This is a genomic window from Azospira sp. MPR-LB4, from assembly GCF_058809525.1.
The window spans coordinates 721,515-744,597 of sequence record NZ_CM179521.1 but is presented as its reverse complement, the minus strand read 5'-3'; the positions used below and the strand labels follow the sequence as shown (position 1 = coordinate 744,597).

Here is a 23,083-nt window from a genome sequence, read left to right as displayed (position 1 = left end):
ATCAGTTGGAGCCTTGGATGGGGCCGCTGGCGGCGGACTGGCCGGCATTGGCGGTGGCTGCGTCGGGGAGGCTTTGCAGCAGGGAAATGTCCAGGTTGCCCATGGACTGGGCCAGGGTGGCGCGGGAGACGTTCCACTCGAAGGTGGCCTGGACCCGCTGCTGGCGGGCCGCCGCCAGGGCGCTCTGGGCGTTGAGGACGTCCAGGATGCTGCCCAGACCGGCCTTGTAGCGGCCCAGGGCGACCTTTTCCGCCGCCTCGGCGGAGACCAGGAGGTCGGCGGTGGTCTGCAGGGACTGGCCGGCGGTGATGAGGCCCTGATAGGCCTTCCACACGTCCAGGGCCACCTGCTGGCGGATGCGCTCCCGCTGGGCTTCCCGGGCTTCCTTCAGTGATTCGGCGTTGCGCACCTTGTAGGTGGTGGAAAAACCGGTGAACAGGGGCACGTTGAGGGTGACGCCGATGCTCGAGGTATTGCTGACGTTGCCGCCCAGATCCTGGTAGGCCGGGCCGGCGCTGAGGGACAGGGTGGGCAGGCCGGCGGCGCGCACCGCTTCCACATTGGCCTGGGCCGCCTGGTACTGGGCCTCCGCCGCCACCAGGTCGGGCCGGCGGCGCCGGGCTTCCGCCACCAGGGCGTCCACATCCGCCGTGAATTCCCGGGTCGGGGCGACCACCGGCGTGGCCGGCACCAGGGCCGGCGGACGGTGGGCCTCGCCGCCGATGACGTTGGCCAGGGTGCCCTGGGCATTCTTGAAATCCCGGTCGGCCTGGATGCGCTTGAGGGAGGCCTGGGAGTAGGCGGTCTGGGCCTGCAGCCGGTCCGCCGGGGTGGCGGTGCCCACCTTGTAGCGGGCATCGGCGGCGTTGAAGCTTTCCAGGCTGGCCCGTTCCGATTCCCGGGCGGCCACCAGGGCCGCCTCGGTGGCCTGGACCTGGTAGTAGGCCTGCAGGGCGGCGAGGAACACGGCCTGCACCGTGCTGTCCTGGGTGGCGGCCGCGGCGGCCAGCAACTGCCGCGCATTCTCCAGGGTGGCGGCCCGGGCGCCGAAGTCGAACAGCAGGTAGGAAAGTGTCAGGCCGGCATTTTTCTGGGTGTAGCTCTCCGGCTTGCGGCTGTCGTTGCGGTTGCGGCTCTGGCCGGCGCTGAGGCTGAGGCCGGGCAGGTAGGCCGCCTGGGCCACGCCCACCAGGGCCGCCTGGGCCCGGGCGTTGGCCCACACTTCCCGGGTCTGGGGATTGTGGCAGAGGGCCCGCTCCACCACCTCGGTGAGGGACAGGGGGCCGCTCACCGGCTGCTCGGGGCAGGGATTGGCGCCCTGGCCCTCGCTGCCGCCGAGGGTCGGCCGGGGTGGCGCCAGGGCATCGCTGCCCAGGGGGTCCAGGGCCAGGGCCGGGGCGGCGGCCAGGACCGCGGCGAACGCCAGGGTCAGGGGAAGGGGGGCGAAAGCGGAGCGGGCAGGTGCCGTCACGGGCATGGTTGCGGGTTTCATCGGGGCGCGGCCGGAGCCTTAGGAATTTTGAGCCGAAGTATAGCGGGCCCCTGGGCCGTACCGGGACGGCAAGTTGTTACCGGATGTTGCATCGGCCCCCGTCCGGCCATCCTGCCGGGCGGGGGCGTGGCGGTCTCAATCGGCCAGTTCGATCTGGCCGGAAATGTTCACCGTGACGGCCGAGTCGCCGCCTTCCAGGGGCATGGGAACGGCCTCGGCGGCCATCAGGGCGCTCTTCATGCGCGGATAGACGGGGGGGCGGCCGCCGCTGCTGCCGACGCTGAGCTGCTTGATGCGCCAGGATTTGCCCAGGGTGTCGCCCACCAGCTTGGCCCGGGCCTTGAAGGCGGCGATAGCCTCCACGGTGGCTTCATCCTCGGCCTTCTTCTGGGTTTCCGGGGTCGGCATGAACTGCACGCCGCCCACGCCCATGGTGGCCTGCAGCTTGCCCAGCAGCTCGGAGAGGGCGCCTGCGTCCCGGGCTTCCAGGGCGATGTCGGAGCGCATGCGCCAGGACTCGATGCGCCCGCTCTTGCCGTAGACCGGATAGGTGTGGGTGCCGCCGCTGCGCACCTTGACGTCCTTGTAGGCCTTGGCGGTACGCAGGCCTTCGGCGATCTGGGTGTTCACCTTCTGCGCCAGGTCGGCGGTGGTGGGGCCGCTGGCTTCGGCGAAGACGCTGGCCAGGACCAGGTCGTTGGGGGCGCTGCGGCTGGCGCTGGCGGAAAGGTCCACCGTGGTGCCGGCCTGGGCGGCAGCGGCGAGGCCGAGGGCGAGCAGGGCGAAGCTGAGGCGGGAGGTCGGGCGGGAGGGATGCATGGCTTTCCTTTCGACGGCAAAGAGAGGCTGACCCGGGCAGGCGAATGAAGGTTCCGTCAATGCCGGATGAATAGCGATGCCGCCGGCCCGGTGCAATTGGCCATTCTAACGCCGCCGCCGGCCCTCCCGGACATTTGTTCGGTCGCTGGCACGGCCCTTCAAGCTCGGCTAGAATCGGCTCACCTCGGGCAAGGTCCTTGAGGCGTCTTTGAGGAGACAGCAATGCTGAAACCTGGTCAGGCTGCGCCGGAGTTCGCGCTTCCGGATGCAGACATGGAGCTGGTGGAGCTTGCGGCATACAAGGGCAAGCGCCACATCATTCTCTTCTTCTACCCCAGAGACGACACCCCGGGCTGCACCCTGGAGGCCACGGACTTTTCCGATCATGAGGACGAGTTCGAGCGCCGGGACTGCACCCTGCTCGGCATCAGCCGGGACGACTGTCTGCGTCACGCCGCGTTCCGCGACAAGCACGGCATTTCCGTGCGCCTGTTGTCGGACGAGGAGGGCCAGGTCTGCCGTCGTTACGGGGTGTGGCAGGCGAAGGAAGTGGACGGCGTGAAAAAGCACGGCATCCTCCGCTCCACCTTCGTCATCGACAAACAGGGCCTTGTTCGCCACGCCTTCTACGGCGTCAACGCCAAGGGCCATGCGCTGGAAATGCTGCGCCTGGCCAAGGAACTTTAGGAAATTCCCCATGCAAGTAGCTAAGAATACCGTCGTCACCCTGGACTACAACGTCACCGATCCGGACGGCGTCCTGGTGGATGCGGGCAAGGATCCGCTGGTCTACATCCACGGCGGTTACGACGATATCTTCCCCAAGATCGAAGAGGCCCTGCAGGGCAAGAGCGTGGGCGAAACCGTCAAGGTCAAGCTGCAGCCAGACGACGCTTTCGGCGAATACGATTCCGAACTGGTGCAGATGGAGCCCCGGGAAAACTTCCCCGAGACCCTGGAAGTGGGCATGCAGTTCGAAGGCGCCCCCGAAGGCAGCGACGACGATGACTTCATCCTCTACCGCGTCACCGACATCGCCGACGGCAAGGTGGTCCTGGACGGCAACCATCCCCTGGCCGGTACCGCCCTGGTGTTCACCTGCACCGTCACCGCCGTGCGCCCCGCCAGCGCTACCGAGCTGGAACACGGTCACGTGCACGACGACGGCGAGTGCGACGACGAGTAATCCCGTCCCGCTTCCGTGCCGTGAAAGGGCCCTGCTGCTGCAGGGCCTTTTTTCATGGGGCGCCGGTCATGCCGTTTGCTTAGCTCGGGGGGCTGGTCTATAGTCCCGAGCCAGTTGCCGCGTTGCACTCAAATCATTGACAGGCCCGGGCCACGGGCCGTTTCAGGGAGAACTCCATGCACGATTCCGCAGCCAATGCCATGGTGGGATTGGGCTTCATCGTTGTCGGTCTGGTCCTGCTGTTCGCCATCGGCGTCATCGTCGCCATGGTCTTCTATCTGCTCAACCTGCAGCGCTGCCTGGATGCCACCCGTCCCGAATTCCGCCCGGCCATTCCCTCGGCCCTGGTGTGGCTGACCCTGATTCCTGCCATCGGCTTCATCGTCTGGCTGGCTGCGGTGGTGATCCTCTCCAGCGCCCTCAAGCGGGAGGGCGAGGCGCGGCAGACCCAGGCCTTCGGCGACGGCGGCCTGACCGTGGGCCTCATCAGCTGCATCTTCGGCCTGCTTTCGCCCATTCCCTTCCTCGGCCTGCTGTTCGGCCTGGTCAGCCTGGTGTGCTGGATCATCCACTGGAACAAGGTGTCCACCTACCGCCGCCTGCTGGCCGGCGAGGCGTCCCAGCCTGGGGCTGGCCGCGTCGAGCCTGCCGTGCCGTCGCCGGTGGCGACCCTGCCGCCGGTGGCACCGGCACCTGCCGCTCCTGCTGCCGTTGCCGAGGCAATGCCGGGCAGCGATGCCACTCTGGTTTCCCGGCCGGAGCCGGTGGCCTGCCTGCGCTGCATTGCCGGCCCCCTGCAGGGCCAGGAATTCCCCGTGGGCCAGGGCCTCATGCTGGGGCGCTCGGTGGAGGCCAGCGTGGTCATCGGCGATCCCCACGTTTCCAACCGCCACGCCTGGGTCGGCCCCATCGGCGGCAAGCTACTGCTGCGGGACAACCAGTCCACCAACGGCACCTTCCACAACGGCAACATGGCCCAGCGCGTGGGCGAGGTGACCCTGCAGGACGGGGATGTGGTGATCCTGGGCGACCAGGGCAAGGTGCGCTTCCAGGTCTTCTACCGCTGATCCCGGCTTCACGAAAAAAAACGGCAGCCCCAGGGCTGCCGTTTTTTTTGGCGGGCGGAAGGCCGGATTTCAGGCCAGCTGCTGGGCCACCCACAGGTAAAGGGGAATGCCGAAGAGCACGTTGAAGGGGAAGGTGAGGGCCAGGGCCGCCGCGATACCCAGGGCCGGGTTGGCTTCCGGCACCGCCAGGCGCATGGCCGTCGGTGCGGCGATGTAGGAGGCGGAGGCCGCCAGGGTCATGAGCAGCACGGTCCCGCCCACGGACAGCCCCATCCAGCTGGCGGCCAGCCAGCCCAGGGCGGCGTTGCCCAGGGGCAGGGCGATGCCGCAGGCCACCAGGAAGAACCCGGCCTTGCGCAGGTCCCCCAGGCGGGAAGCCGCCACCAGCCCCATTTCCAGGAGGAACAGGCACAGGGCGCCCTTGAAGAGGTCGGTGAAGAGGGGCTTCAGGGGCTCGGTGCCGTGGGGGCCGGCCGCCCAGCCGATGAGGATGCCGCCCAGGAGCAGCAGCACGCTCTTGTTGGCAAAGACTTCATGGATCAGCTTGCGCCAGTCCGGGCGCTCTTCGCCGCCAAGCCGGGCCAGCACGGTGGCCACCAGGATGGCGGGCGCCTCCATGAGGGCGGCCAGCAGGGCCAGATGGCCTTCGTAGGCCACCCCACGGCTGGCCAGTACGGTGGTGCCGACGGCAAAGGTGACGACGCTGATGGAGCCGTAATGGGCGGCCAGGGAGGCCGCATCGAAGCGGTTGAAGCGCAGGCGGAAGAGGGGGAAGGCGAAGAGGGGGATGAGGGCTCCCAGGCCGATGGCCAGGGCGGCATGGGTCAGCAGGGCCGGGTCGCTGCTATGGGCGATTTCGCTGCCGCCCTTGAGGCCGATGGCCAGCAGCAGGTAGATGGAGAGGGCCTCGAAAACCGCAGTCGGCAGCTTCAGCTCGCTGCGGGCCAGGCTGGCGACAGCGCCGAGGGCGAAGAAAAAGGGGACGGCATCAAGCACGAACAGACTCCGTTTGTTTTGGTGTGGCGCATTCTGAGTCTTTTCATGTATTTGTAAAAATCATATATTTCTAAATATTGCATAGATAAAGATCAATATATGTATCGGCTTGGCGGTTCCCTGCACCTGACCCTCCATCAACTGCGCCTGCTGCTGGCCACTGCCCAGGAAGGGAGCGTTTCCCGGGCGGCGGAGCGCCTGCACCTGACCCAGCCCACCCTCTCGGCCCAGCTCAAGCAGCTGGCCGAGCAGGTCGGCCTCCCCCTGCACGAGCGGGTGGGACGCCGCCTGCACCTGACGGAAGCGGGGCGCCTGGTGGCGGCGGCCGCCGCCCGGGTGGCGGAGGAGCTGGGGCAGCTGGAAAACGAGCTGGCCGTGCTGCGGGGCGACCAGGGGGGGCGGCTGCGGCTGGCAGTGGTCAGTACCGCCGAAGCCTTCATTCCCCGCCTGCTGGGGGAATTCCGCAAGGTCCGGCCGGCGGTGGAAGTGTCCCTGGTGGTCCTGAACCGGCAGGCGGTGGTCGGCCGGCTGCTGGAGAACCAGGATGACCTGTACATCATGACCAAGCCGCCGGCGGAGACGCCGGTGAGCGCCGTTCCCTTCCTGACCAATCCGCTGGTGGTGGTGGCGGCGGCCGACCATCCCCTGGCCAAGCGCAAGCAGGTGGCAGCAGGGGCCCTGGCCGATGCGGAATTCGTGCTGCGGGAACCGGGCAGCGGCACCCGGCTGGCGGCCGAGGAGTTCTTTGCCGCCCGGGGCGTGCAACTGCGCCCCCGGCTGGAGCTGGGCAGCAACGAGGCGGTGCGTCAGGCGGTGGCGGGGGGGCTGGGCCTGTCCGTGCTGTCGGCCCACGCCCTGGGGCCCCATCCGGAAGAACTGGGGATCGCCGTGCTGCCGGTGCGGGGCACGCCCATTCCGGCCCGCTGGCAGGTGGTGGCGCCGGCAGGCAAGCGCCTGACGCCCCTGGCCCAGGCCTTCCTAGACTATCTGCAGGAACGGGCTCCCCGGCTGGAGGCCGAGGCGGGCCAGCGTCTGGCCCTGGCGGTGGCAGGGGCTATTCCCGGTCGTTGAAGCGTGCGGCCTTCACCGGCTTGAGCAGGAAGCGGGCCGGGTCCAGGGCGTCCGCCAGATCCCCTTCCAGGGGCAGGGGATCGCCGGTCATCTGGCTGGCCAGGAATTCGCCGGCCCAGGCGGACCAGACGAAGCCCCGGGCGCCGAAGCCGCTGGCCAGCCACAGGCCGGCGCGGCGCGGCAGGGTCTGCAGGCGGGCGCCGATTGCCGGGGCGGTGTTTTCCGGCAGGGGGCCGAGCATGGGCAGGCGGTCCGGGGAAATGGGGCGGAAGCCCACCCGGCTGCCCAGGTCTGCCGCTGCCAGGTCCTTGGCGAAACCGGGCAGGATGAAATTGAGCTTGGCCAGGTTGTCCTGCTGCTCTTCCAGGCGCGGCTGGGGGTCTTCATCCCCGGCCAGGAAGGAAGCGCCGCAGACCCGCAGGCCGTCCAGGGCTGGCGTCACGTAGCCGAGGCGGCACACCACCATGTCGAGGGGCGGCGTGGCTGTCTCCGGCACCAGGGTGGCCTGGCCCCGGGCGCTGCGCAGGGGCAGCCAGTCGCAGCCCCCCAGGCGCCTGGCGTCGGCGGCATTGGCCAGCACCACCTGGTCGGCCTCAGCCAGCAGGGTACCGTCGGCGGCGTAGGCGGCCCAGCCGTCGGCGCCGGCCTGCAGTTTTTCCACCCGCTGGCTGTAGCGTTGCTCGATGGCCGGATGGGCCTGCAGATTGGCCTGGCACAGGCTGGGGGGCATGCCCCAGCCGCCGCCGGGGAAATGCCAGCCGCCCACCGATACCGGCCAGCCGATGAGGCGGGAGGCCTCGGCCGCGTCCACGTAACGGAACAGCTCGGGGGCGGCGAAGGTTTCGGCCACCTGGCGCTGGGTGGCTTCGTGGGTCTTGTCCCGGGCCAGGTGCAGGACGCCGCTGGCGCCCCAGCGCACCGGCAGGCCGGCGGCGGAGAGGGCCAGCAGGTGGCGGCGGGTGTACAGGAAGGCGCTGCGGGTAAGGCGGGAGAGGCGGTTGTCGTCCAGGCTGGGCAGGGGGCGCAGGACCCCGACCCGGTTGCCGGAGGCGCCGCAGCCGGGGCCCTCGGCCTGATCCAGCAGGGTCACCTGGTAGCCCCGCTCCGCCAGGCGGTGGGCCGTGGAGGTGCCGGCGAAACCGCCGCCGATGACCAGGATGCGCTTGCCCGGCATCACCGTCCGGCGCACGCCCGGGCCCCGGTACTGGCCCTGCAGCATGTCCCGCTTGCCGCCGAAACCGGGGGCCTTGTCGCTGACGAAGCCGACGGCCTGCAAGCCTTCGCGCACCCCGACGGCCACCGACCAGGTGGCCAGGGTGGCGCCGGCGGCGGCGCAGCGGGCCAGGCCGCGGAAGACGAAGGGGGACCACAGGTCCGGATTCTTGGCCGGGGCGAAACCGTCCAGGTAGAAGGCGTCGGCGGCCAGCCGCAACTGGGGCAGCAGGCTCTGGGCGTCGCCGAAGAAAAGGGTCAGGCTGACCCGGCCGCCGGCGAAATGCAGGCGGTGCACGCCGGGGGTGAGCAGGGGCCACTGGGCCCGCAGCTCGGCCGCCAGTTCCGCCAGCTCGGGATGGGCGGCGTGCAGTTCGCCCAGGTCGGCGGCGCTGAAGGGATGCTTTTCCAGGGAGACGAAATGCAGGCGCCGGCAGGCGGCCGGATCGTCCCGCCAGGCGGCCCAGGTGGCGAGGAAATTGAGGCCGATGCCGAAGCCGGTCTCGACGATGGTGAAGCTTTCCCGCTGCTGCCAGCGCCGGGGCAGGCCGTTGCCGGCGAGGAAGACGTGGCGGGCCTGGCCCAGGGCCCCGGCGGCGGTGTGGTAGATGTCGTCGTAGTCCGGCGAGTAGGGCACGCCGGCGTCGTTGCGGCAGAGGCGGGCGGGAACGAGGGGCCGGTAGGCGTCGGGATTGGCGTCGGCGACTGAATGGGGGGCAGGGGAGGCGGGCGTGCTCATGGGGGCGGATTGTCGCACGCCCCCATGGGACCGTTAAGCCCGGGCTTCAGTCGGCGCTGCGCAGGATGCCGTCGCTGACCTTGACCCGGTCGCCCTGGCGCCAGGCCGGGGGATTGGCCTCGGTGAAGCGCTGGGTGGTGCCGTCGTCGAAGCGCACCGTGATCTGGTATTCCATGTTGCTGCGGGCGTTCTTTTCCACCTGGTGCCCGGCGTAGGCGCCACCGGCGGCACCGAGGACGGCCATGGCGGTGCGGCCCTTGCCGCCCCCCACCTGGTTGCCCAGGAGACCGCCGAGGACGCCGCCGGCGACGGCGCCCAGGCCCGTGCCTTCACCGGGCTTCTTCACTTCCATGATGTTTTCGATGACGCCGCAGTCCTTGCATACAGGTGCCGCAGCCTTGGCCGGCACGGCTTCGCCTTGGGCCACGGTGGCCGCTGCCGGCTGTTCCTTGGTCACGGGCTTGGCCCGCTTGGCGCTTTCCTTGGGCTTGCTGGCGGCCACCGGCGGCGCCGTCTTGGCGGCGGCCGGGGGCGTGGTGGCGGCCGGGGCTGCGATCGTTGCCGGGGCAGGTTCTGCGGCGGCCATGGTGGCACTGGGCGTTTCCGCCGGCTTGTTTTGGCCTGGGGCCGGCAGGATGCCGGTGAGGACGCCGACACCGGCCAGGCTGAGGGCGGTGACGGAAACGGCGGCGATCTTGATCAGGGGATGGAGGGCTTTGACTTCCATGGCGTTGCTCCGGGGGCGAATGAGGGATTCCATGGCTATTAGAACGCCTTGCCCGGCCTTTGGCCGACCGGGGAAACAGATTGTTACCTTTGTTAATGCTTCTTGCCGCAAGGGGAGGCGATGTGCCCCAAGGCCGGTTTTTCGGCGTAGATACAATCGATTCGCTTTCCCTGGGGGCTTCAAGCCGATAAAATCCACCCTTCATAAAAAGGGGCCGGGGGCTCCTTGCCATAGAGCATCGAACAACAAGAAACGTTCAGGGGTGGTGTGCATGCCTTTCAAGGCGCGTCTTTCTGCGCTGCTGGCGCTGGCTTCGTGCAGCGCCGCCTGTTTGCTCCAGGAACCGGCCCGTGCGGCCGGGGATGAGCCCGTGGCGGCCGAGCTGGCCAGCCTGTCCACCCTTTCCATCGAAGAGCTGCTGCGCACGGAAGTCAGTTCCGTGCTCAAGCACCCTTCCGAACTGGCCCAGGCGCCGGCTGCCACCACCGTGCTGCGGCGGGAGGACATCCAGCGCCTCGGCGCCACCACCCTGCCGGACCTGCTGCGCACCGTGCCAGGCCTGCACGTGGCCCAGATCGACGGCAACAAGTGGGGCGTCTCCGCCCGGGGCTTCAACGGCTTTTTCGGCGGCAAGCTGCTGGTGCTGATCGACGGCCGCAGCATCTACAACTCCATCTATTCCGGCGTTTTCTGGGACGCCTACGACATCGCCCTCGACGACATCGCCCGCATCGAGGTGGTGCGGGGGCCGGGGGCCGCCCTGTGGGGCGCCAACGCGGTCAATGGGGTGATCAACATCGTCACCCGCTCCGCCCACGAGACCCAGGGCGGCCAGGCGACCCTGGCGGTGGGTAACGTGGAAAAGGGCATGGCCAACGTGCGCTGGGGCAGCACCACGGAGGAGGGCGGTGCCTGGCGCCTCTACGCCCGCAGCCGCAGCCGGGACGACCACCAGTCCCTCACCGGCAGCGGTGCCGGCGACACCTGGCGCGCCGACCGCATCGGCTTCCGCGCCGACAGCGCCGCCGGCAGCGACACCTGGATGGTCAACGGCGAGGCCTACCAGGGACATAGCGGCGGTGCTCCCTATCCCCTGTCCACGGCCAACGACATTTCCGGCCAGCACCTGCTGGGCCGTCTCAGCCGCCGCCTGGGCGATGGCTCCCAGTTGCAGGTGCAGTCCTATGTGGACCACTCCTGGCGCCGGGAGCCCTCTTCCGGCGCGGTGCTGGAAGAGACCGTGGCGGACGTGGATCTGCAGCACACGGTCAACCTGAACCCGGCCCACCGGCTGGTGTGGGGCGGCGGCTGGCGCCAGTACCGTTTCGACTCGGTGAGTTCGGCCAAGCTCTCCTTCAGCCCGGTCAGTTCCCAGCGCACCGTCACCAACCTGTTTGTCCAGGACGAGTGGAGCGTCATCCCGGAAACCCTGCAGATCATCGCCGGGGCCAAGCTGGAGCGGGTTCCCGACCACGGCAGCGAATGGCAGCCCAACCTGCGGGCGGTGTGGAACGCCGCCGCCGGCCACACCCTGTGGGCCGGCACGGCCCGGGCGGTGCGTTCCCCCAACCAGGTGGATACGGCCATCCGCTTCAACGGCCCCGGAGTCGGGCCTTTGCCGGCCGTCGGCAATCCGGCCTTCCGCCCGGAGCGGCTGCGCAGCCTGGAGGCCGGCTGGCGGGCCCAGCTGACGCCGAACCTGAGCAGCGATGTGTCGGTCTATCAGAACCATTACAAGGACCTGCAGACCATCGAGTTCGATGGCGCCAGTTCCATGATGTACTTCAACAACGCCCAGGGCCGCACCCGGGGCCTGGAATGGGCGCTGGACTGGCAGGCGGCGGCCCACTGGCAGCTGCGCGGCGGCTTCACCCTGTACCGGGAGGCCCTGGACTACAGCAGCCGGCCCGCCGGCCCGGCCCTGATCTCCTTCCAGGGCGGCTTTCCCCGGGAGCAGCTGTTCATCCGCTCCCTCTGGGACCTGTCCCGCAACCAGCGCCTGGACCTGACCTGGCGCGGCGTCGGCCCCATGGACCAGCGCGGCGTCGCCGGCTACGGCACCTTCGACCTGCGCTGGACCCGGCGCCTGGACCGGCGCAGCGAAGTCTCCCTGATCGGACGCAATCTCCTGGGGCCCAAGCACCGGGAATTCGGCGACCAGCCCTTCTTCCAGGAAACCGTGTTGCGCCGGGAACTCAGCGTCGTGCTGAGCTGGGGCTTCTGACGTGAGGCGTTGCCTGCTGCTGCTCTGCTGCTGGCCCCTGTGGGCGCTGGCCAACCCGCCCTCGGAGGCGGCGGTGAAGGCGGCCCTGGTGGCCAATCTGGCCAACTACGCGGAGTGGGGCGAGGGCAACTGGTCGGTCAAACACACCCTGATCTGCGTCGCCGGCCGGGGGGCGGTGGTCGATTCCCTGCTCGCCCTGGACAGCCAGACCCTGCTCGGGCGGCGCATCGGCGTCTCTCCCCGCAGCCGCCCGGCCGAGGCCCGGGACTGCCAGGTGCTGTTCCTCGGCGACGCCCCCGGGCGCAGCCAGGGGGACTGGGACCTGGAGTGGACCCAGGCCCTGGCGACGGCGCCGGTGCTGACGGTGTGCGAAGGCGAGGACCTGGTCAGCCAGGGCTGCATGGTGGGCCTGGCCCGGGAAGGCACCCAGGTCGCCTTCGACGTCAATCTTGCGGCCCTGCGCCGCGCCAACATCCGGCTCAGCGCCCATCTCCTGCGCCTGGCCCGCACCATTTACGGAAGGCCACGATGATGCGCCGTAGATTCCGCTCCCTGCCCATCGGCGAAAAGCTGCGCCTTGTCCTCATGCTGGTGGCCGCCTCGGCCCTGCTGGTCTATGCCAGCCTGACCCTGATCCACGGCCTGCGCGAGGTGGAGCAGTTCAACCGGGAAAACCTGCAGGCCCTGCTCGACGTCACCGCCCGCAACCTGGAGGCGCCCCTGGTCTTCAACGACGGCAAGGCGGCCCAGGATACCCTGCGGGCCCTTTCCGCCGACCCGGCGGTGATCGAGGTGCTGGTGAGCGATGCCCAGGGCCAGCTCTTCGCCCGCTACCTGCGCGGCAACCCGCTGCAGCAGGAGCGCCTGGCCTGGCTGCCGGCCTCCTGGAACCGCATCCGGGAGAGCCGGGAAATCGTCTTCCGCAGCGGCGTGGTCGGCCACATCGAGCTGCTGGCCAGCCGCGACGGCTATTGGGATGCGGTGGGCCGGGGCGCCCTCATCTGGCTGCTGGTGACGGTGCTTTCCATGCTCGCCGCGGTGCTGGCGGCACGCCGCCTGCAGCACATCATCGCCGCCCCGGTGGTGCGCCTGGAGCAGGCCACCCGGGACATCACCCGGCACAAGCGCTTTTCCCTGCGGGTGGAGCGGGAGGAGAGCGGCAGCGAGGACGAGGTGGGCCGCCTCATCGACAGTTTCAATGCCATGCTGGCGGAGATCGAGCAGCGGGACGAACGCCTGGCCCGCTACCGGGAATCCCTGGAGGAAATGGTGGCCTCCCGCACCGAGGAACTGACCCATTCCCGGGATGCGGCGGAGGAGGCAAGCCGGGTCAAGAGCCGCTTCCTCGCCACCATGAGCCACGAGATCCGCACCCCCCTTAACGGCGTGCTGGGCATGATCCGCCTGTTGCAGACCACGGCCCTCTCCGGCGACCAGCGGCGCATGACCGAGGCCGCCCTGCGTTCCGGTGAAACCCTGCTCAACGTGCTCAACGATGTGCTCGACTTTTCCAAGATCGAGGCCGGCAAGCTGACCGTGGATGCGGTGCCCTTCGACCTGGCCGACACCGTGGAGAGCGCCGCCCTGCTGCTGGCGCCCAATGCCCGGGAAAAGGGCCTGGAGCTGGCGGTGCATCTCAAGGGCGAACTGCCCGTGACCCTGGCGGGGGACCCCAACCGGCTCAAGCAGGTGCTCTTCAACCTGCTCGGCAATGCGGTTAAATTCACCGAGCAGGGCGAAGTCTGTCTGCGGGTGGAGCGCAGTCCGGGGGCCGCCGGCGACAGCCGGGAGCGGGGCGACGTGATCCTGCTGCGCTTCACCGTGCGCGACACCGGGCCCGGCATTCCCGAATCGGAGCAGGGCAAGCTGTTCCAGGCCTACTCCCAGACCAGCGCCGCCTCCCAGACGCCGGCCGAGATCGAGGAAGCCGCCAGCCGGCGGGCCGAAGGCACGGGCCTGGGCCTGGCCATCAGCCGGGAGCTGGTGCGTCTGATGGGGGCCAGGGACCTGACCGTCTCCAGCCGTCCCGGCGAGGGCTGCGAATTCAGTTTCGAGCTGCCTTTCCATGTGGTGCGGGACAACCCCACCGGCATCCACTATCCGGGCTTCCGCCTGGTGCTGCTGGAACCCCAGCCCACCCTGGCCCTGATCCTGCAGGACTACGCCCAGAGCCTGGGCCTGGACTGCCGCCTGGCCGGCAATGCCGCCGAGGCGGAGCGGCTCCTGGGCGAGGGCGCGGCCCAGGCGGTGCTGGCCGACCTGTGCTACCTGCAACTGCCCGAGGCCACCTGGCAGGACTGGCACCGCCGCTGCGGCGGCGTGTGGATCGCCCTCTCCGACTTCGGCGCCAGCACCCTGGAAGGGGAACTGGCCCAGGTCTTTGCCCAGCGCCTGTCGAAGCCGGTGTCGCGCAAGGAATTCGTGCGCAGCATCGGCCAGGCCTTCATGGTGGCGCCCCGGGGTGCCGAGCTGCCGCCGGCTGCCGGCTGGCAGGGGGCCGCCTGGCGCCCGGCGGCTGCTGCGGTGCCGAACCGGCCCCGCTTCCACGGCAAGGTGCTGCTGGTGGAGGACAACCTGACCAACCAGGAGGTGACCCGGGGCCTGCTGCAGGTCTTCGGCTGCCAGGTGGAGGTGGCCAACCACGGCCGGGAGGCCCTTGAAAAATGGGCCGAGCGGGATTTCGACCTGATCCTCATGGATTGTCAGATGCCGGTCATGGACGGCCTCACCGCCTCCCGGGAGCTGCGCCAGCGGGAGATCCAGGCGGGCCGGCTGCCCACCGCCATCATCGCCCTCACCGCCAATTCCTTCGCCGAGGACCGGCAGCGCTGTCTGGCCGCTGGCATGAACGGCTTCCTGCCCAAACCCTTTGACGAGCTGGCCCTGGTGGCCCTGCTCACCGACTGGCTGGGACCGCCGGAAGGCGGCGCCCAGGTGCGGGTCCAGGCCCGGCCGGAGCGGGAGGCGGGAGCCCTGCTGGACGCGGCGGTGCTGGACGCCATTGCCGCGCGCCAGGAAGAGGCGGGGGAGGTGCGCAGCATCTTCCTGGCCCGCTTCGTTTCCACCTTCCTTGCCCAGGCCAGCCAGGCCCTGCAGAACATGGCCCAGGACGACCTGGCGGCGGCCCGGGAGGCGGCCCACAGCCTCAAGTCTGCCGCTGCCAGCATCGGTGCCCGGCCCCTGTCCGAACTGGCGGCCCGGGTCGAGGCGGCCGCCCGGGAAGGGCAGGCGGCCGAAGTGCGGCGCCTGGGCGAGAGCCTGCCCCAACTCCTGGCCGATACCCGCAGTGCCCTGGAACGCTACATGGAGCAGGGCGGCCACTAGGGCGGCGGAGCGCCTGCCGGGCCGGAGTCCGGGCCGTGGCGGCAGGCAAGAAAAAGGCGCGGGGCCTTGCGGCCACCGCGCCTTTTTTTATCGACTCCGGGCGGAGTCGATAGGGTTCGGCGTTCAGTCTTCCTTGCGCATCTGGGGGAAGAGGATGACGTCCCGGATGTTGGCGGTGTCGGTGAGCAGCATGACCAGGCGGTCGATGCCGATGCCGCAGCCGCCGGTGGGGGGCAGGCCGAATTCCAGGGCCTTGATGTAGTCGGCGTCGTAGAACATGGCTTCCTCGTCGCCGGCATCCTTGGCCTTGGCCTGCTCCAGGAAGCGGGCGGCCTGGTCCTCCGGATCGTTCAGCTCGGAGAAGCCGTTGGCGATTTCCCGGCCGACGATGAACAGCTCGAAGCGCTCGGTGATTTCCGGATTGCTGTCGGAGGCCCGGGCCAGGGGGGAGACTTCCACCGGGTAGTCGATGATGAAGGTGGGGTCCCACAGGTTGGCTTCGGCCACTTCCTCGAACATCAGCAGCTGCAGGGCGCCCAGGCCCATGCCGGGCTTCACCGCGACCTTCATTTCGCCCAGCTTCTTCTTCAGCCACTCGGCGTCATTCAGTTCGGCTTCGGAGTAGCCGGGGCACTGGGCACGCACGGCCTGGACCATGGTCAGGCGGGCGAAGGGCTTGGACAGGTCCAGCTCCCGGCCCTGGTACTGGAACACCTCGGTGCCCAGGGCGTCGCGGGCGGCGTGGCGCAGCAGGCCTTCGGTGAAGTCCATGAGGAGCTTGTAGTCGGCATAGGCCTCGTAGAACTCCATCATGGTGAATTCGGGGTTGTGGCGGGTGGAGAGGCCTTCGTTGCGGAAGTTGCGGTTAACTTCAAAGACCTTCTCGAAGCCGCCCACCACCAGGCGCTTCAGGTACAGCTCCGGCGCGATGCGCAGGAACAGTTCCATGTCCAGGGCGTTGTGGTGGGTGATGAAGGGCTTGGCCGAGGCACCGCCGGGGATGGGGTGCATCATGGGCGTTTCCACTTCCAGGAAGTGGTGGCTGATCATGTAGTTGCGGATGGACTGGATCATCCGGCTGCGGGCCACGAAGGTGAACCGGGAGGACTCGTTCATGATCAGGTCGAGATAGCGCTGGCGGTGGCGCTGTTCCATGTCGGTCAGACCGTGGAACTTCTCCGGCAGGGGGCGCAGGGCCTTGGACAGCAGGCGGATCTCGGAGACCTGGATGGTCAGTTCGCCGGTGCGGGTCTTGAACAGGGTGCCTTCGGCACCGACGATGTCGCCGATGTCCCAGTGCTTGAAGTCGTCATAGGCTTCGGCGCCCACCAGGTCCACCTTGACGTAGAGCTGGATGCGGCCGGAAACGTCCTGGATGGTGGCGAAGCTGGCCTTGCCCATGAGGCGGCGCAGCATGATGCGGCCGGCGACCTTGACGCTGATGGGGGCCGCTTCCAGTTCCTCGGCGGTTTTCTCGCTGTACAGCTCGTCGAGGCGGCCGGCGGTGTTCTCGCGGCGGAAGTCGTTGGGGTAGGCCTTGCCGCTCTCGCGCCACTTGGCCAGCTTGGCCCGGCGCTCGGCGATGAGCTGATTCTCGTCCTGGGGTTGTGCGGTCTGTTCGGTCATGGTCGTCTGCCTGATGTTTTATTCGCTTACACGCCTTGCTTGAGGCTGGCCTGGATGAAGTCGTCGAGGTCGCCGTCGAGTACGGCCTGGGTGTTACCCGTTTCGAAGTTGGTGCGCAGGTCCTTGATGCGGGACTGGTCCAGCACGTAGGAGCGGATCTGGTGGCCCCAGCCGATGTCGGACTTGGCGTCTTCCAGCTTCTGCTGCTCGGCCTGCTGCTTGCGCAGTTCGAATTCGTAGAGGCGGGCCCGCAGCATCTGCCAGGCTTCGTCCCGGTTGCGATGCTGGGAACGGTCGTTCTGGCACTGCACCACGATGCCGGTGGGCACGTGGGTCAGACGCACGGCGGAGTCGGTCTTGTTGATGTGCTGACCGCCGGCGCCGGAGGCGCGGTAGGTATCGGTGCGCACGTCCGCCGGGTTGATGTCGATCTCGATGGAGTCGTCCACTTCCGGATAGACGAACACGGAAGTGAAGGAGGTGTGGCGGCGGGCGTTGGAGTCGAAGGGGCTCTTGCGCACCAGGCGGTGGATGCCGGTCTCGGTGCGCAGCATGCCGTAGGCGTAGTCGCCGGCGATGCGCAGGGTGGCGCTCTTGATGCCGGCCACGTCGCCTTCGGATTCTTCCAGCACCTGCACGTCGAAACCCTTGCGCTCGGTGTAGCGCAGGTACATGCGCAGCAGCATGGAAGCCCAGTCCTGGGCCTCGGTACCGCCGGCGCCGGCCTGGATTTCCAGGAAGCAGGGATTCGGGTCCTGGGGATTGTTGAACATGCGGCGGAATTCCAGGGCCGCCACCTTGGCCTCGATGGCCTCGTTGTCGGCCGCCACGGCGGCCACGGTGTCGAAGTCGCCTTCTTCACGGGCGATCTCGAACAGCTCCTTGCCGTCGGCCAGACCCTGGGCCACTTCCTGCAGGGTCACCACCACGCCTTCCAGGGCCTTCTTTTCCCGGCCCAGGTCCTGGGCGCGCTTGGCGTCGTCCCAGACGTCGGGACTTTCCAGTTCCCGGGAGACTTCGACTAGACGGACTTCCTTGGTGTCGTAGTCAAAGATACCTCCGAAGTTCCGCCGACCGGGATTCCAGGTCGGCAAGCTTGTTGGCGATGGCGTTGAGCTGTTCCGCTTCCATGTTCTTGGCTGTTCTGCTGGGAAAACCGGCAATTATACACTTTGCACCGGGCTCCCGGTGGCCGCGACGATGCAAGGAAGGCGGGCAAAGGAGTAAACTCCGTAGCCCCTTTTCTTCCGGGTTGCCGCCGGTGTCCCTCCCCACCTCCAGTTTCGAACGTCTGCCCCGCCAGGGGCTCCTGCTGCTGGCCGCCCTGGCCCTGGGCTGGGGCTTCAACTGGCCGGTGATGAAAGTGGTGCTGTCCGAAGTGCCGCCCCTCTATTTCCGCGGCAGCTGCCTGCTGCTGGGCGGCCTCGGCATCCTGGCCATCGCCCGGGCCGGCGGCGGCAGCATCCGGGTACCCCGCAGCCGCTGGGGCCGCCTGGCCCTGGTGACCCTGACCAACATCGTCGGCTGGAATGTCCTCGCCATCTACGGCGTCGGCCTGCTGCCCTCGGGACGGGCTGCCCTCTTGGGCTACACCATGCCCCTGTGGAGCGTGCTGCTGTCGGTGTGGCTTCTCGGCGAGCGGCTGACGGCGGGCCGTATCGTGGCCCTGCTGCTGGGCCTGGCCGGGGTCGGGGTGCTCATGGGCGACAGCCTGGAAGGCATGCTGCGGGCGCCGGTGGGGGTGGCCTGCATGGTCGGCGCGGCGTGGAGCTGGGCCCTCGGGGTGGTGCTGCTGAAGCGTCTGCCGGTGGGGCTGTCCACCACCGCCCTGACGGGCTGGATGATGGTCCTGGGCGGCCTGCCCATGCTGGCGGTGGCGCTTCCCCTGGAAACCTCGCGCCTGGCCTGGCCCTCGTTCTGGCCGGCCTTCGGCGTCTCCTACAACGTCTTCGTCGCCTTCATGTTCTGCTACTGGGCCTGGAACCGCATCGTGCTGATGGTGCCGGTGGCGGTGTCCTCCCTGTCCTCCCTGGTGACGCCCCTCATCGGCGTCCTCGGCGGAGCCCTGATCCTGGGGGAGCAGCCCGGCTGGCGGGAAGGGGTGGCGGCCCTGCTGATCCTGGCGGCGGTGGGCGCGGTGTCCGTGAAGCGCAGCTAGACCGCGTTTGGCGCCCGGGCGGGCGTCGCGGCCCGGGGCGAAGGCTGGAAATCACCTGCCCTGGGAGCCAGCATTCACGCGACTTTCCCGGCAGGTTGCCTGGGAAGGCCCGTCCCTTCTGCTCCTCAGGCCGGGGCGCAGTGCTCCACCACCAGCTGGGGCGTCTGCACCCCGTTGTAGTCGTTGATGGTCAGGCGGTAGGCCAGGCGGGCCCGGGGGCCGGGATTTTCCGTGGCGTTGAACTGGATCGCCTCCAGCACCGACCGCTCCTTCTTCAGGCGCAGCTTGAGGTGCTTGTCCTTCAGCACCCGCTGGCTTTCCACCTCGAACACGTCCTCGAACAACGGCGCCGGGAAGCCCTGGCCCCACACTTCGCCGGCCAGCATTTCCGCCACCTGCAGGGAGATGTAGCCGGCCTCCAGGGCGCCGTCCGTCTCCAGGGTGCGGGTCAGGTCCGCCGGGTTGAGCAGTTCGTCGGCCACCTGGGCGAAGAGGCTCTTGAATTCCTCGAAGCGTTCTTCCATCAGGGTGGCGCCGGCGGCCATGGCGTGGCCGCCGAAGCGCAGCAGGATGCCGGGGGCCCGCTTGGAGACGAGATCCAGGGCATCCCGCAGGTGCAGGCCGGGAATGGAGCGGCCGGAACCCTTGATCTGGCCGTCGTCGCCCCGGGCGAAGGCGAACACCGGGCGGTGCAGCTTTTCCTTGATGCGGGAGGCCAGGATGCCGACCACCCCCTGGTGCCAGTCCGGGTCGAAGAGGGCGACGCCGGCGCCGCTGGCTTCCAGGTCGAAGTTTTCCAGGTGGATGAGGGCCTGTTCCTGCATGCCGGCCTCGATCTCGCGCCGTTCCCGGTTGAGCTGGTCCAGCTGCTGGGCGATGTTGGCGGCCCGGGCCTCGTCGTCGGTGATGAGGCATTCGATACCCAGACTCATGTCCGAGAGGCGGCCGGCGGCGTTGAGGCGGGGGCCGACGGTGAAGCCCAGGTCGAAGGCGGAGGCGGTCTGCAGATTGCGTCCGGCGGCACGGAAGAGGGCGCGGATGCCCGGCGTCAGCTTGCCTTCGCGCATGCGCTTCAGGCCCTGGGCCACCAGGATGCGGTTGTTGTGGTCCAGCTTGACCACGTCGGCCACCGTGCCCAGGGCCACCAGGTCCAGCAGGCAGGAGAAGTTGGGCTCCGGGCGCTCCGGGCCGAAGGCGCCGCGGCGGCGCATCTCGGCGCGCAGGGCCAGGGCCACGTAGAACATGACGCCGACTCCCGCCAGGGCCTTGCTGGGGAAGGTGCAGCCGGGCTGGTTGGGATTGACGATGCAGTCCGCCTCCGGCAGGGTCTCGGCCGGCAGGTGGTGGTCGGTGATGAGGGTGGCGATGCCCAGCTGGCGCGCCGCTTCCACCCCTTCGATGCTGGCGATGCCGTTGTCCACGGTGACCAGCAGGTCCGGCTGGCGCTCTGCCGCCAGCTCGACGATCTGGGGCGAAAGGCCATAGCCGTGGACGAAGCGGTCGGGCACCAGGTAGTCCACCGTGCCGCCCAGGAGGCGCAGGGCGCGCACGGCCACGGCGGTGGCGGTGGCGCCGTCGCAGTCGTAGTCGCCGACGACGAGGATGCGGGCCTCGGCCTCGATGGCATCGGCCAGGAGGATGGCGGCCTCTTCGGTGCCGGTGAGCTGGCTCGGGGGAATCAGGCTTTTCAGGTCGTAATCCAGTTCGGCCTTGTGCTTGATGCCCCGGGCGGCGTAGATGCGGGCCAGGAGCGGGTGCAGGCCTTCCTGCTCCAGTTGCCACTGGGGGCGGGGCGGGACGGGGCGGGCGATGAGCTGGGTCATGACGGTGACTTTGGGGAAATTGGGGGCGGTCGGGGCCTAGGCGGCGGCCAGGCGGCGGGCCAGCTGCTGCAGGGCTTCGGGCTTGCCGGCGAGGAAGGAAAAGAGGCCGCCCTTGATCTGGCGCGGGCTCGCCTGCCAGGTCAGGTCGCCGTAGCTGGTGCCGGCCACCACTTCCAGCTGGCTGAGGCGCCCCTTGGCCAGGGCTGTCTTGAGGGGAGCGAACCAGCGGTTTTCCAGGTCCGCCAGGGCGTCGCGCCAGGCCTGGGCGTCCTGGTCCTGGGCCGCCTGCAGCAGGTCGTCGAGGCACACCAGATGGCGTTCTTCAGCCGGCCCGGCCTGCAACAGGGAGTGGGCGGAGGCGGGCAGGGGGTGGTGCTGCAGACCGGCGGCTCGGGCCAGTCCCCGGGGCAGGGGCTGGTTGCTCCAGATGGCGCCTGCCTGCGGGGCCGCTGCCGCCAGACTGCCGGCGCCCCACAGCCAGAGGCCGTTCACGGCGGGCAGGCCCCGCTCGCCCCGGGCTTCGTTCACCGGGTGGCTGTGCAGCAGCATCTGTATTTCGTTCATCAGGGCTAGCAGGCGGCGCGACGGCACGTCCGCCGGGGTCGGCAGGTTGAGGCGGCGGCCGGCGGCGGCGGAAAGGGGCGGCAGGGCGTCCCCGGGCAGTTCGGCCGCCCAGGGCGTCTCCAGGCGCACATACCAGCGGCTGGCCGTCATCGGGTGGAAGCTGGCCTCGCCCGCATAGTGGGCGTTGAGGCTGGCGGCCAAGGTTTCGACTTCGGCGGCTTCCAGGTCCAGTTCCCGGCTGTCGGCGACGATGATCTCTTCCTGGTGCAGGCGCAGGTGGATGGGGTCGGCACAGAGCCAGATGCCGGTGTCCGGCGCCAGGGCGGCACCGTCCTCTCCCAGCAGGCGCAGGGCGCCCAGGGGTTGCGGCGTCGGGCCCAGCCAGCGGGCCGCCTGGGCCTCGGCGGCCAGGGCCGGGCGGCGCTGCAGTTCGCTCCGTTGCAGCAGGGTGGCCAGGGCCGGGCAATCCAGGGCCTGCCAGGCCAGGTCGTCTTCCGGTTCGGGCCACAGCAGTTCGGGAACGAGGAGGGTGAGGCGCATGGGCAAAGCCTGGCTGGAAAAGAAAAATATGGGGGAAAACAAGGAGAATGCGGCGGGGCCGACCGAGGCGACATTTGGTTCTGGTCCGGGAGCTGCGGCCAGCCTTTGAGCCGGGTTGGGGCCGCCGGCGCCTGCCCGCTGCGTATTGCCGCAAGTGGCCAAAAGCGGGCAAAAGTGTAGCATAGCGCCTTTGCTTTTCAGCCCGTTCCCGCGGGCCTCCCCTCGGCATGAAACTGCCCTACGAACTCCTGGTCGGCCTGCGTTATACCCGGGCCAAGCGCCGCAACCATTTCATCTCCTTCATTTCCCTCATTTCCATGGCCGGCATCGCCCTCGGCGTGGCGGCCCTGATCGTGGTGCTGTCGGTGATGAACGGCTTCCAGAAGGAGCTGCGCACCCGCATCCTGGGGGTGGCTTCCCACATCCAGGTCACCGGCATCAACGGCGAGCTGCACAACTGGCTGGAGGTGGGGCGGCAGACCCTGCAGCATCCGGAAGTGAAGGCGGCAGCGCCCTTCGTCCAGGCCCAGGCCATGCTCTCCCGGGACGAGACGGTGCGCGGCACCCTGGTGCGGGGCATCATCCCCGAGCTGGAGGACAAGGTGGCGGACTTCGGCCGCTTCATGAAGGCGGGCAAGCTGGAGAACCTGCAGCCCGGCGGTTTCGGCATCGTCCTCGGCAGCGACCTGGCCAATGCCATGGGCGTCACCCTGGAGGACAAGGTGACCCTGATCGCGCCCCAGGGCACCGTGACGCCGGCCGGGGTGGTGCCCCGGCTGCGCTCCTTCACCGTGGTCGGCATTTTCGAGGCCGGCATGTATGAATACGACTCGGGCCTGGCCCTCATCGACATGAGCGACGCCCAGCTGCTGTACCGCCTGGGCGACGGCGTCTCCGGCGTGCGCCTGAAGCTGGACGACCTGTTCCGCGCCCCCCGGGTGGCCCGGGAACTGGTGCCCCTGATCCAGGAGGACGCCTACATCTCCGACTGGACCCGCAGCCACGCCAATTTCTTCCGCGCCGTGCAAATCGAGAAAAACATGATGTTCATCATTCTTTCCCTGATCGTGGCCGTGGCAGCATTCAACATCGTTTCCACCCTGGTCATGGCCGTCACCGACAAGCAGGCGGACATCGCCATCCTGCGCACCCTGGGGGCCAGCCCCCGCAGCATCATGGCGGTCTTCGTGGTCCAGGGTGCCCTCATCGGCGTCATCGGCCTGGGCCTGGGGGTGGTCGGCGGCGTCGCCCTGGCCCTGAACATCGACGTGGTGGTGCCCTTCATCGAGCGGGTGCTGGGCACCCAGTTCCTGGCCAAGGATGTGTATTACATCTCCCAGCTGCCGTCGGAACTGCAGTGGGGCGACGTCACCGGTATCACCGCCATCGCCTTCGTGCTGGCCCTGGCGGCAACCCTCTACCCGAGCTGGCGCGCTTCCCGCGTCAATCCGGCGGAGGCCCTGCGTTATGAATGAGGCAGCGATGGCAAGTGCGGCAGCAGTAGCGGAAAGTGCG

General features: G+C 68.9%; 18 protein-coding genes. 9 read left to right on the top strand and 9 right to left on the bottom strand.

What is annotated here, in order from left to right:
• Position 1: 1 nt before the first annotated feature.
• Complete coding sequence (locus tag AC3QLZ_RS03380) at positions 2 to 1,492, bottom strand: TolC family protein (protein WP_416244242.1); 1,491 nt, start codon at positions 1,490 to 1,492, stop codon at positions 2 to 4.
• 135 nt (positions 1,493 to 1,627) lie between these two features.
• Entirely contained in the window at positions 1,628 to 2,311 is a 684-nt protein-coding gene (locus tag AC3QLZ_RS03375) for an SIMPL domain-containing protein (RefSeq protein ID WP_130458642.1), read from the bottom strand.
• A 222-nt stretch (positions 2,312 to 2,533) separates the two neighbouring features.
• On the opposite strand from AC3QLZ_RS03375, the gene AC3QLZ_RS03370 reads away from it, so the two are divergent.
• The 3 genes from AC3QLZ_RS03370 to AC3QLZ_RS03360 all read left to right on the top strand — a co-directional run bounded on the left by AC3QLZ_RS03370 (position 2,534) and on the right by AC3QLZ_RS03360 (position 4,564).
• Positions 2,534 to 2,998, top strand: a complete 465-nt coding sequence (locus AC3QLZ_RS03370; protein ID WP_014237889.1) for a peroxiredoxin — start codon at positions 2,534 to 2,536, stop codon at positions 2,996 to 2,998.
• Positions 2,999 to 3,008: 10 nt separating this feature from the next.
• A complete protein-coding gene (locus AC3QLZ_RS03365; protein WP_014237888.1) occupies positions 3,009 to 3,497 on the top strand; it encodes an FKBP-type peptidyl-prolyl cis-trans isomerase in 489 nt (162 codons plus the stop codon).
• A 176-nt stretch (positions 3,498 to 3,673) separates the two neighbouring features.
• Positions 3,674 to 4,564, top strand: coding sequence for an FHA domain-containing protein (locus tag AC3QLZ_RS03360; RefSeq protein ID WP_416244243.1), 891 nt, complete (start codon positions 3,674 to 3,676; stop codon positions 4,562 to 4,564).
• Positions 4,565 to 4,633: 69 nt separating this feature from the next.
• Here AC3QLZ_RS03360 and AC3QLZ_RS03355 read toward each other — a convergent pair whose 3' ends face one another.
• Positions 4,634 to 5,560 carry a sodium-dependent bicarbonate transport family permease gene (locus AC3QLZ_RS03355; RefSeq protein ID WP_130458640.1) on the bottom strand — a complete coding sequence of 309 codons (927 nt, stop codon included), beginning with the start codon at positions 5,558 to 5,560 and terminating at the stop codon, positions 4,634 to 4,636.
• Between the two features lie 120 nt (positions 5,561 to 5,680).
• On the opposite strand from AC3QLZ_RS03355, the gene AC3QLZ_RS03350 reads away from it, so the two are divergent.
• On the top strand, positions 5,681 to 6,631 hold the full coding sequence (locus AC3QLZ_RS03350; protein WP_130459273.1) for a LysR family transcriptional regulator: 951 nt from the start codon (positions 5,681 to 5,683) through the stop codon (positions 6,629 to 6,631).
• Here the strand turns inward: AC3QLZ_RS03350 and mnmC are convergent.
• Both mnmC and AC3QLZ_RS03340 read right to left on the bottom strand, forming a co-directional pair.
• A complete protein-coding gene (mnmC, locus tag AC3QLZ_RS03345) occupies positions 6,615 to 8,582 on the bottom strand; it encodes a bifunctional tRNA (5-methylaminomethyl-2-thiouridine)(34)-methyltransferase MnmC2/FAD-dependent 5-carboxymethylaminomethyl-2-thiouridine(34) oxidoreductase MnmC1 (protein WP_492783337.1) in 1,968 nt (655 codons plus the stop codon). The genes AC3QLZ_RS03350 and mnmC overlap by 17 nt on opposite strands.
• A gap of 46 nt (positions 8,583 to 8,628) precedes the next feature.
• Entirely contained in the window at positions 8,629 to 9,309 is a 681-nt protein-coding gene (locus AC3QLZ_RS03340) for a glycine zipper 2TM domain-containing protein (protein WP_492783336.1), read from the bottom strand.
• Positions 9,310 to 9,679: 370 nt separating this feature from the next.
• Between AC3QLZ_RS03340 and AC3QLZ_RS03335 the strand changes: the two genes are divergently transcribed.
• Genes AC3QLZ_RS03335 through AC3QLZ_RS03325 form a run of 3 tightly spaced genes read left to right on the top strand, consistent with a single transcriptional unit; the run spans position 9,680 to position 14,857 of the window.
• Complete coding sequence (locus AC3QLZ_RS03335) at positions 9,680 to 11,533, top strand: TonB-dependent receptor plug domain-containing protein (protein WP_287874872.1); 1,854 nt, start codon at positions 9,680 to 9,682, stop codon at positions 11,531 to 11,533.
• Between the two features lies 1 nt (position 11,534).
• Entirely contained in the window at positions 11,535 to 12,065 is a 531-nt protein-coding gene (locus tag AC3QLZ_RS03330; protein ID WP_287874870.1) for a YfiR family protein, read from the top strand.
• The gene (locus tag AC3QLZ_RS03325; protein WP_287874868.1) at positions 12,062 to 14,857 is read left to right on the top strand and encodes a response regulator; all 2,796 of its coding nucleotides are present in this window, start codon (positions 12,062 to 12,064) and stop codon (positions 14,855 to 14,857) included. Before AC3QLZ_RS03330 ends, AC3QLZ_RS03325 begins: the two co-directional genes overlap by 4 nt.
• Positions 14,858 to 14,980: 123 nt before the next feature.
• On the opposite strand, the gene lysS is transcribed toward AC3QLZ_RS03325, so the two are convergent.
• Both lysS and prfB read right to left on the bottom strand, forming a co-directional pair.
• A complete protein-coding gene (gene lysS / locus AC3QLZ_RS03320; RefSeq protein ID WP_014237879.1) occupies positions 14,981 to 16,483 on the bottom strand; it encodes a lysine--tRNA ligase in 1,503 nt (500 codons plus the stop codon).
• 26 nt (positions 16,484 to 16,509) lie between these two features.
• Positions 16,510 to 17,614 (bottom strand): peptide chain release factor 2 gene (gene prfB / locus AC3QLZ_RS03315; RefSeq protein WP_014237878.1). Its coding sequence is split into 2 segments (ribosomal slippage): positions 16,510 to 17,532 and positions 17,534 to 17,614, totalling 1,104 coding nucleotides; the frame shifts between segments, so codons are not numbered across the junction.
• Positions 17,615 to 17,744: 130 nt separating this feature from the next.
• On the opposite strand from prfB, the gene AC3QLZ_RS03310 reads away from it, so the two are divergent.
• Positions 17,745 to 18,641 (top strand): DMT family transporter, encoded by an 897-nt coding sequence (locus tag AC3QLZ_RS03310; RefSeq protein ID WP_014237877.1) that lies wholly within the window; start codon positions 17,745 to 17,747, stop codon positions 18,639 to 18,641.
• A gap of 125 nt (positions 18,642 to 18,766) precedes the next feature.
• Here the strand turns inward: AC3QLZ_RS03310 and recJ are convergent, their stop codons facing one another.
• Complete coding sequence (recJ, locus tag AC3QLZ_RS03305) at positions 18,767 to 20,464, bottom strand: single-stranded-DNA-specific exonuclease RecJ (protein ID WP_014237876.1); 1,698 nt, start codon at positions 20,462 to 20,464, stop codon at positions 18,767 to 18,769.
• Positions 20,465 to 20,500: 36 nt separating this feature from the next.
• Complete coding sequence (locus AC3QLZ_RS03300; protein ID WP_014237875.1) at positions 20,501 to 21,568, bottom strand: hypothetical protein; 1,068 nt, start codon at positions 21,566 to 21,568, stop codon at positions 20,501 to 20,503.
• 233 nt (positions 21,569 to 21,801) lie between these two features.
• On the opposite strand from AC3QLZ_RS03300, the gene AC3QLZ_RS03295 reads away from it, so the two are divergent.
• A complete protein-coding gene (locus AC3QLZ_RS03295) occupies positions 21,802 to 23,043 on the top strand; it encodes a lipoprotein-releasing ABC transporter permease subunit (protein WP_043799420.1) in 1,242 nt (413 codons plus the stop codon).
• Positions 23,044 to 23,083 lie beyond the last annotated feature (40 nt).